Raw genomic sequence first — 9,856 nt, 5'->3', positions numbered from 1 at the left:
GTAGCCCGGATGCAAGCCGGGAATCTCGGCGGCTGGCCCTGGATTGCATCCGGGCTACGAAGGTCAACTGTCGTGGGAGGCGCTTTAGCGGCGATGGTTTGTCGCGGCTAAAGCCCCTCCCACGGTTTGCGGCGGGTTTCTAGGCTGGGCATTTCGCGGCTGAAGCCACTCCTACAGAACAACGCTGTAGGGCGGACTCAGGCGCCTAGTGAACAGTTCGCCATTGGCGCTTGCAGAGCGTTCCCGGATTGCATCCGGTCTAAGGGCACTGTGGGAGTTTCAGGCGCCTGCCTGCCGCCAGGCGCTGCGCTGCTTGGCATCCTTGAATGTCCAGGCCACCAGGCGGCTTTGCTTCTGTCCCTGGGACATGCCGAGGATGCGTACCTCGGCCGCGCCGGCCCTGGCCAGCCAACCCTGCAGCAGCTCGACGTTGCTGCCTTTTGACACCAGGCTGCTGAACCACAACACCTGCGCGGCTACCTGCGCGCTTTCGCTGGCCATGCGCTTGAGAAAGGCGGCCTCGCCACCTGGGCACCACAGCTCGGCCGCCTGGCCGCCGAAGTTGAGCACCGGCAGCTTGCGCCTGGGGTCGAGCTTGCCGAGGTTGCGCCACTTGCGCGTGCTGCCGCGGGTGGCCTCATCGGCACTGGAGTGGAAGGGCGGGTTGCACAGGGTCAGGTCGAAGCGTTCATCGGCTTGCAGCAGGCCGAGGAAAATGTGTTCTGCATTGGCCTGCTGGCGCAACTCGACGCCGCCGGCCAGTTGCGGGTTGGCCGCGACGATGGCGCGCGCCGAGGCCAGCGCGGCCGGGGCGATATCGGCGCCGACGAAACGCCAGCCGTATTCGCAATGGCCGATCAGTGGGTAGATGCAGTTGGCACCGACGCCGATATCCAGCGCGCGGATGCCGGCACCTCGTGGTATCTGCCCATCACTGTCGTTCGCCAGTAGATCGGCGAGGTTGTGCAGATAGTCGGCACGGCCGGGAATCGGTGGGCACAGGTAACCATCGGGAATGTCCCAGTAGCGAATCCCGTAGTACTGCGCCAGCAGCGCGCGGTTGAACACCTTGACCGCCGCCGGCTCGGCGAAGTCGATGCTCGGCTTGCCGTATGGGTTGGTGATGACGAAATGGCCTAGCTCCGGGCTAGCCTCGATCAGCGCGGGAAAGTCGTAGCGCCCCTGATGACGATTGCGCGGATGCAGCTCGCCCTTGGCTGGCGCGGTTTTCACGGCGGCGGGGGCGGGTTTGCGTGGGCGTTTCGGCGGCTGGGGCATGGCGATGGTCTGGCGAGTCGGGTGCGGATTTTCCCACAGCCTGGCGCGGTGTGGGAGCGGACTTGTCCGCGAATGGGTGCGACAGCCAAGCTTCGCGGCCAAGGCCGCTCCCACAGGCGCGTTGGGCTACAACGGAAAGATCATCGGCACCAGCAGTACGCTGACGATCATCACCAGCAGGGTGAAGGGTACGCCGATACGCACGAAGTCGCCGAAGCGGTACTGGCCGGGGCCGAGTACCAAGGTGTTCACCGGCGAGGAGATCGGCGTCATGAACGCTGCCGACGCAGCCAGCGCCACGGTCATGGCGAAAGGCAGCGGCGAGGCCCCTAGCGCCTGCGCAGTGGCGATGGCCACCGGGGCCATCAGCACCGCCGTGGCGGTGTTGGAGATGAACAGGCCGATCACCGCGGTCAGCGCGAACAGGCTGGCCAGGATCAGGTGCGGTCCTGCACCGCCCAGACCGCCCACCAGGCCCTGCACGGCCAGTTCGACGCCGCCGGTCTGCTGCAGCGCCTGAGCGAAGGGCAGCATGCCGACGATGAGGATCAGCGTTGGCCAGTGAATCGCGCGGTAGGCGCTGTCCAGGTCGATGCAGCGAAACGCGCCCATCAGCAGGCAGGCGATCAGCGCGGCCTGCACATTGGGCACCAGGCCGCTGACCATCAGGCCCACCATCACCGCCAGGCTGAGCAGCGCGTAGGGCGCCTTGCGCGCGGCAGGTGCCACCTCGGCTACTTCCGCCGGCAGGCTGAGCACCAGAAAGTCGCGGTTCAGCCCCTGCAAACGGTGTATATCGCGCCAGGCGCCGGCTACCAGCAGGGTGTCGGAGGCCTTGAGTTTCTCATCCACCAGCACGCCTTCCAGCGCCTGCCCCTGGCGGCGCAGGCCGACCACGTTGAGCTTGTGCCGCGAGCGAAAGCCCAGCTCCTGGATGGTCTTGCCGGGTAATTGCGACTCCGGCGGCAGCGCCACTTCGGCCAGGCCCAGTTCATGGGCATGCAGGCTGAAATAGGAATGCGGCAGCGGCATGGGCTCCAGGCCCAGCGCCTGGTAGCTGCCGAGCAGGCCGATGGTGGGGCTGGCGATATCCACCAGCAGCACGTCGCCCGGCTCCAGCAGGGTATTGCCACTGGCCATCAGCAACAGGGTGCGCAGACGCTGGCGACGCTCGATGGCGATGACGTTGATGCCGTGATCACGGCGCAGCTGCAGCTCGTTGAGAATCTGCCTGGCCAGGGGCGAGTCGGCGCGTACCTGCAGGCGCCGCTCACGCTCGCTCAGGCGATAGCGCTCGGCGAGGTCGGCCAGGGTCAGGCGCGGCGGCTCGGCGTTGCCGTCGGCGTCATTGCGCACCAGCCAGCGCCGGGCGACCAGCATGTAGCCGACACCGAGCACCAGCACTGCCAGGCCGATGGGGGTGAAGGTGAAAAAGTCGAAGCCATCCAGGCCGGCGCGGCGCAGTTCGGCGTGTACCACCAGATTCGGCGGCGTGGCGACCAGCGTGAGCATGCCGCTGATCAGCCCGGCAAAGGCCAGTGGCATCATCAGACGGCCCGGGGCGATACGCAGGCGTGCGGCGACGCCGAGCACCACCGGAATGAAGATCGCCACCACGCCGGTGGAACTCATCACCGAACCCAGCCCTGCCACTGCCAGCATCAGCAGAATCAGCAGGCGCGTCTCGCTGCTGCCAGCTTTGGCCACCAACCAGTCGCCCAGGCGGTAGGCGATACCCGTGCGCACCAGGCCATCGCCGATGATGAACAGCGCGGCGATGAGGATGACGTTGGCATCGCTGAAACCGGCCAGGGTCTGCTGCAGGTCGAGCACACCGGTCAGCGGCAGGGCGACCAGCACCAGCAGGGCGACCACGTCCATGCGCGGCTTGCCGATGACGAAGAGGGTGATGGCGCCGGCCAGCAGGCCGAGCACCCAGAGCAGATCCGGATTCATCGCATGTCCCATGAAGGGCGCCTCTAAAAACTACCTGCGTTGTCATCACTGCGTTAAAAACAAGCTCGTGCGCGAGTCCGATCAAAATGCTCATTTACAGCTCGTAAAGTCGAGCGCGACTCCGACCGTTTTTCGCTTGCTTGACTCGCTGGCGCTCGCCCTTCGGGCCAGCCTTCGGCTGTTACTCCCGCTGGTCGTTGTGCCTTGTGCTGACTGCCTCGCCTACGTTTTTAGAGGCGCCCTGAAGTAAAGGCGCGATTATCTCAGGGATAACCCAGCGTCGCCTTGATCTGTTGCAGGTTGGCGGCGATCCAGCGCTTGTCGATCGGCCCCCAGTCTTGAATCCGATAATGACCGGCATTGTTGCGCTCGCCCTGGTTCTGCGCGAACTGGCAGTCGATATCCAGTTCGGCCAGCGCCGCGAGGGTGTCCTGCGCGGTGCGCCGCGGCATGCCGGTGGCCTCCATCAACGCGGGCACGCTGACGGCCTGGCCGCTGTCGATCAGCCAGGCCACGTAGAGGCGACGGTAGAAACTGGTGCGGGTCTTGCTCGTCTGCATGGTGACTTCCTGTTCGTGTCCGGGCGCCGCCGCGGGTCAGGCGGCGAACAGCAGTATGTAAGTGCCGGCACCGGCGAGGTAGCCGAGGAGGGCCAGGCCGGTGATCTTCTTCAGATACCAGATGAAGTTGATCTTCTCCATACCCATGGCTGCCACACCGGCGGCCGAACCGATGATCAGGCAGCTGCCACCGGTGCCGGCGCAGTAGGCGAGCATTTCCCAAAAGTTGCCGTCGACCACGAAGTTGCGCAGCCAGGGCAGTTCTTCCGCGGCAGCGGTGGCTAGGGTTTCGGGGCTGATCAGCGGGTACATCTTCATGGCGCCGGCGACCATCGGCACGTTGTCCACCACGGCCGACAGCAGTCCGATGGAAATGGCGATGCTGTAAACGTTGCCCAGGCTGTCCTTGAGCAGCGTCGCCACCTGGATCAGGTGGCCGGCGCTGGACAGCGCCGACACCGCCAGCAGGATGCCGAGGAAGAACAGCACGCTGGTGATGTCGATACGGCGCAGTACGCCGACTACCGATAGCGGGTCCTTCTCTTCGCTGTTCTTGCTGCGGTGGATGATCTCGGTGGTGATCCACAGCAAGCTGAGGCCGAAAAGGATGCCCATGTACGGCGGCAGATGGGTGATGGTCTTGAATACCGGCACGAAGATCAGCGCACCCAGACCGAGGCCGAACACCAGGTTGCGTTCGAAGGGCGTGGTCGGGTCGCGGCGGCTCTCGGCGCTTTCCTTGATGCGCGGCTCGGCCACCTCGCCCTTGAGACGGAAGCTCATGAACAGCAGCGGCACCAGCAGGCAGACCAGGCTGGGCAGGAACAGCTCGATGATGATGCCGGTGGCGGTGACCTGATTACCGATCCACAGCATGGTGGTGGTGACGTCGCCAATAGGCGACCAGGCGCCGCCGGCGTTGGCGGCGATGACCACGATGCCGGCGTAGAACCAGCGCTCGTGGCGGTCGGCGATCAGCTTGCGCAGTAGCGAGATCATCACGATGGTAGTGGCCAGGTTGTCCAGCGCGGCGGACAGGAAGAAGGTGATCAGCCCTACCAGCCACAGCAGGTGCACGCGCTTGTGGGTGCGGATGCGGTCGGTGATGACCTTGAAACCTTCATGGGCGTCGATCAGCTCGACGATGGTCATCGCGCCCATGAGGAAGAACAGGATCTCGGAAATCTCGCCGAGATGATGGCGCAGCTCTTCGACCACATGATGGGTGTTGGTGCTGGCCCCTGCAGTGCCGGTACCGAGCAGCGGCAGGATGCTGTCGGCGCCGAGCACCAGCAGCGTCCAAGCGATCACGGCGGTGAGCAGGGCGGAGGCTGCCTTGTCGATCTTTAACGGGTGTTCGAGGGCGATGCACAGGTAACCGAGGACGAATACGAGGGCCATCAACGCATACATGAAGGGGTCCGCCTGTTTTCTTTTGGAGGTATTGGAGGTCGGTAGGCGGGGGGAAGATGCCTGAAATACCTTGTAAAAGGAAACGACTTAATGCCGCAGCTGCGCAGCGAGGGCGATCCATGCCGCTCGCGCGCAGCGGTACGGCTACTGTGCGGCAGCGCTGCTGCGTGGTGGCAGCAGGTAGGCGAGGGCGATGGCCAGCACCGGCATGATCAGGTTGAAGAAGCAGTACGGCAGGTAGCTCAGGGTGGCCACGCCCAGGGTGGCGGCCATGTAAGCGCCGCAGGTGTTCCAGGGCACCAGCACCGAGGTCAGGGTGCCGCCGTCTTCCAGTGCGCGGGACAGGTAGGTCGGCGCCAGGCCGCGCTTCTCGTATTCGGCGCGGTACATACGGCCCGGCAGCACCAGGGCGATGTACTGATCGGCGGTGATGATGTTGGTGCCGATGGTGGTGGTGATGGTGCTGACGACCAGGCCGCTGTCGCTGCGAACCAGGCGCAGCGCGCTCTGTAGCAGGCGTTGCAGCAGGCCGAGGCGTTCCAGCACGCCGCCGAAGCACATGGCGCAGATGATCAGCCACACGGTGGTGAGCATGCTGCCCATGCCGCCCTTGGACAGCAGGCCGTCGAGCTCGGCGTTGCCGCTGGCCGATTCATAGCCGGCGAACAGCGCGCTCCATACGGTTTTCAGTGGCGCCAGAACGCCGGCCGCTGGGTCGGCCAGACGGCTCATCACCTCCGGCTGAAACAGCACGGCGAACACGGCGCCGAGCAGCGCAGCAAGAAATACCGCCGGAAAGGCCGCCCACTGACGCATGGCGAGAAACAACAAAAAGGCCACCGGCAAAAGCAGGTGCCAGCCCAGGTTGAACTGCGCCTCCAGCGCCGCCAGCACTTCGGCGATGCGCCCGGTGTCGTGGCTGGTGCCGGCCTGCTGGCCGAGCACGAAGAAGATCACCAGGGCGATCAGCAGCGCCGGCACGGTGGTACGCAGCATGTTGCGGATATGCGCGAACAGGTCGGCACCGGCAGCGGCCGGCGCCAGGTTGGTGGTGTCCGACAGCGGCGAGAGCTTGTCTCCGAAGTAGGCGCCGGAAATGATCGCGCCGGCGGTGATCGCCGGATCCAGACCCAGGCCCGCCGCCACGCCCATCAGGCCGATGCCGAGGGTGCCGGCTACTGTCCACGAACTGCCGATGGACAGCGCGGTGAGCGCGCAGATCAGGCAGCTGGTGACGTAGAAGTACTCGGCGCTGATCAGCTTCAGGCCCAGCCAGATCATGGTCGGCACGGTGCCGGCGAGAATCCAGGTGCCGATCAGCGCGCCCACCGCCAGCAGGATCAGGTTGGCCTTCATCGCCATATGAATGCCGGCAAGTATGCCTTCCTCGATCTCGGCCCAGCGCAGGCCGTTCTTCAGGCCGACCAGGCCGGCGACGAAGGCGGCGCTCATCAGAGCGATCTGGTTCGGGCCGCTTGAGGAGCCATCACCGAACAGGTAGACGGAGAGGCTGAGCAGAATGACGAGCACGCCAATCGGCAGCAGCGCATCAAGCAGGGAAGGGGAGCGGGCAGTCATGGGGGTACCGGAAAATCAGATGAACCGTGGGAGGGGCTTCAGCCGCGACTTTGCGGTTGAAGCTCGCGGCTGAAGCCCTCCCACAAAAAACAAAACCCGCGCCGGTTAGGGCGCGGGCCTGTGGGTGTCGCAGGGGGATCAGAGCGCGGCGATCTTGCCGCGCTGCTCGACCATCTTGGCCAGGGCCTGCTCGGCCTCGGCCAGTTTGGCGCGTTCCTTTTCCAGCACTTCGGCGGGCGCCTTGGCGACGAAGCCTTCGTTGGCCAGTTTGCCGCCGACGCGCTTGACCTCGCCGTCGAGGCGGGCGATCTCCTTGTCCAGGCGTGCCAGTTCGGCGTCCTTGTCGATCAGCCCGGCCATCGGCACCAGCACCTCCATCTCGCCGACCAGGGTGGTGGCGGACATCGGCGCTTCCTCACCGGCAGCCAGCACGCGCACGGATTCGAGCTTGGCCAGCTTGTTCAGCAGCGGCTCGAAGTCGGCCAGGCGACGCTGATCCTCGGCACTGGCGTTGGCAACGATGATGTCGATGCGCTTGGCCATGGAGATTTTCATCTCGCCCCGGATCTGCCGTACACCGAGCATCAACTGCTTGACCCACTCGATGTCGCCTTCGGCGGCGGCGTCGATGCGGCTTTCATTGGCCACCGGCCAGGGCTGCAGCATCAGGGTCTCGCCCTGCACGCCGGCCTGGCCCTTGATGCGCTGCCAGATTTCTTCGGTGATGAAGGGCATGAACGGGTGAGCCAGGCGCAGGATGACTTCCAGCACGCGGACCAGGGTGCGACGGGTGCCGCGCTGGCGCTCGATCGGCGCGTTCTCGTCCCACAGCACCGGCTTGACCAGCTCCAGGTACCAGGCGCAGTACTGGTCCCAGACGAACTCGTAGAGCGCCTGGGTGGCCAGGTCGAAGCGGAAGGCATCGAGCTGGCGGGTGACTTCGGCTTCGGTGCGTTGCAGCTGGCTGATGATCCAGCGGTCCACCGAGGACAGCTCGACTTCTTTACCGCCCACGCCAGTGTCCTGGCCATCGGTGTTCTCGATGACGAAGTTGGCGGCGTTCCACAGCTTGTTGCAGAAGTTGCGGTAGCCCTCGACGCGGCCCATGTCGAACTTCACGTCGCGGCCAGTGGTGGCCAGCGAGCAGAAGGTGAAGCGCAGGGCGTCGGTGCCGTAGCTGGCGATGCCTTCGGGGAACTCGGCCTTGGTCTGCTTGGCGATCTTCTCGGCCAGCTTGGGCTGCATCATGCCGCTGGTGCGTTTTTCCAGCAGTTCGTCGAGGGTGATGCCGTCGACGATATCCAGCGGGTCGAGCACGTTGCCCTTGGACTTGGACATCTTCTGCCCCTGGCCGTCGCGCACCAGGCCGTGCACGTACACGGTCTTGAACGGAATCTGCCCGGTCAGGTGAGTCGACAGCATGATCATCCGCGCGACCCAGAAGAAGATGATGTCGAAGCCGGTGACTAGCACGTCGGTGGGGTGGAAGGTCTTGAGGAAGTCGGTCTGCTGCGGCCAGCCGAGGGTGGAGAAGGTCCACAGGCCGGAGCTGAACCAGGTGTCCAGCACGTCTTCGTCCTGGCGCAGGGCGGCATCGCCGAGGTTGTGCTTGGCGCGTACTTCCGCTTCGTCACGGCCGACGTAGACGTTGCCGGCTTCGTCGTACCAGGCCGGGATGCGGTGGCCCCACCACAGCTGGCGGCTGATGCACCAGTCCTGGATGTCGCGCATCCAGCTGAAGTACATGTTCTCGTACTGCTTGGGCACGAATTGGATTTCGCCGCTCTCGACCACAGCGATGGCTTTTTCCGCCAGCGGCTTGGTGGAAACGTACCACTGGTCGGTCAGCCACGGCTCGATCACGGTGCCGGAGCGGTCGCCCTTCGGCACTTTCAGCGCGTGATCCTCGATCTTCTCCAGCAGGCCGGCAGTGTCGAACGCAGCGACGATCTGCTTGCGCGCCTCGAAACGATCCAGGCCGGCGAACTGCTCGGGGATGTTGGCCTCGACCTGCTCGTTGACGCTGCCGTCGAGGTTGAACACTTGGGCGCTGGCCAGCACGGCGGCATTCTTGTCGAAGATGTTGATCAGCGGCAGGTTGTGGCGCTTGCCGACTTCATAGTCGTTGAAGTCGTGCGCCGGGGTGATCTTCACGCAACCGGTGCCGAACTCGGGATCGCAGTAGTCATCGGCGATGATCGGGATGCGGCGGCCCAGCAGCGGCAGTTCGACGTAGCTGCCGATCAGCGCCTTGTAGCGCTCGTCTTCCGGATGCACGGCCACGGCACTGTCGCCGAGCATGGTTTCCGGGCGGGTGGTGGCGACGATCAGGTAGTCGTTGCCTTCGGTGGTCTTGTTGCCGTCGGCCAGCGGGTAGCGCAGGTTCCACAGCGAGCCTTTCTCGTCGTGGTTCTCCACTTCGAGGTCGGAGATGGCGGTGTGGAACTTGGTGTCCCAGTTGACCAGGCGCTTGCCGCGGTAGATCAGGCCGTCTTCATGCAGGCGGACGAAGGCTTCCTTCACCGCTTCGGAGAGGCCGTCGTCCATGGTGAAGCGCTCGCGCGACCAATCCACAGAGGAGCCGAGGCGACGGATCTGGCGGGTGATGGTGCCGCCGGACTGGTTCTTCCATTCCCAGACCTTCTCCAGGAATTTCTCGCGGCCCAGGTCGTGACGACCTATGGCCTGCGCAGCGAGCTGGCGCTCCACCACCATCTGGGTGGCGATGCCCGCGTGGTCGGTGCCCGGCTGCCACAAGGTGTTGCGGCCCTGCATGCGGCGGAAGCGGATCAGCGCATCCATGATCGCGTTGTTGAAGCCGTGACCCATATGCAGGCTGCCGGTGACGTTCGGCGGCGGGATCATGATGGTGTACGGCTCACCATGACCTTGTGGGGCGAAGTAGTTGTTCTGCTCCCAGGTCTGGTACCAGTTGGATTCGATGGCGTGCGGCTGGTAGGTCTTGTCCATGCGCGGCGGGACCCTTGTGACGGCTGATCGGAAAAGCCGACAAGTATAACGGGGATGGGCCTTGCGGCGTAAGGGCTGCGCGTCAGAGGGCAGTGGCGCGA

General features: G+C 64.8%; 6 protein-coding genes. All 6 read right to left on the bottom strand.

Annotation, left to right across the window (positions count from 1 at the left end; genetic code table 11):
- Positions 1-279: 279 nt before the first annotated feature.
- The gene (rlmF, locus tag B3P22_RS12815) at positions 280-1,278 is read right to left on the bottom strand and encodes a 23S rRNA (adenine(1618)-N(6))-methyltransferase RlmF (RefSeq protein WP_296271221.1); all 999 of its coding nucleotides are present in this window, start codon (positions 1,276-1,278) and stop codon (positions 280-282) included.
- Between the two features lie 126 nt (positions 1,279-1,404).
- Entirely contained in the window at positions 1,405-3,234 is a 1,830-nt protein-coding gene (locus B3P22_RS12810; protein WP_296271243.1) for an SLC13 family permease, read from the bottom strand.
- A 263-nt stretch (positions 3,235-3,497) separates the two neighbouring features.
- Positions 3,498-3,794, bottom strand: coding sequence for a winged helix-turn-helix domain-containing protein (locus tag B3P22_RS12805; protein WP_275546002.1), 297 nt, complete (start codon positions 3,792-3,794; stop codon positions 3,498-3,500).
- A 36-nt stretch (positions 3,795-3,830) separates the two neighbouring features.
- Complete coding sequence (gene nhaD, locus B3P22_RS12800; RefSeq protein ID WP_296271220.1) at positions 3,831-5,207, bottom strand: sodium:proton antiporter NhaD; 1,377 nt, start codon at positions 5,205-5,207, stop codon at positions 3,831-3,833.
- Between the two features lie 144 nt (positions 5,208-5,351).
- The gene (nhaC, locus tag B3P22_RS12795) at positions 5,352-6,785 is read right to left on the bottom strand and encodes a Na+/H+ antiporter NhaC (protein WP_296271219.1); all 1,434 of its coding nucleotides are present in this window, start codon (positions 6,783-6,785) and stop codon (positions 5,352-5,354) included.
- A gap of 138 nt (positions 6,786-6,923) precedes the next feature.
- Positions 6,924-9,755: a valine--tRNA ligase gene (locus tag B3P22_RS12790; RefSeq protein WP_296271218.1), complete on the bottom strand. Its 2,832-nt coding sequence runs from the start codon at positions 9,753-9,755 to the stop codon at positions 6,924-6,926.
- Between the last annotated feature and the right edge of the window lie 101 nt (positions 9,756-9,856).

Origin of the sequence: Pseudomonas sp. UBA6323 (assembly GCF_002439135.1) — a bacterium.
Lineage (GTDB): Bacteria > Pseudomonadota > Gammaproteobacteria > Pseudomonadales > Pseudomonadaceae > Aquipseudomonas.
Note: the sequence above shows the minus strand (reverse complement) of the source record. Positions and strands in the feature narration are given on the sequence as shown.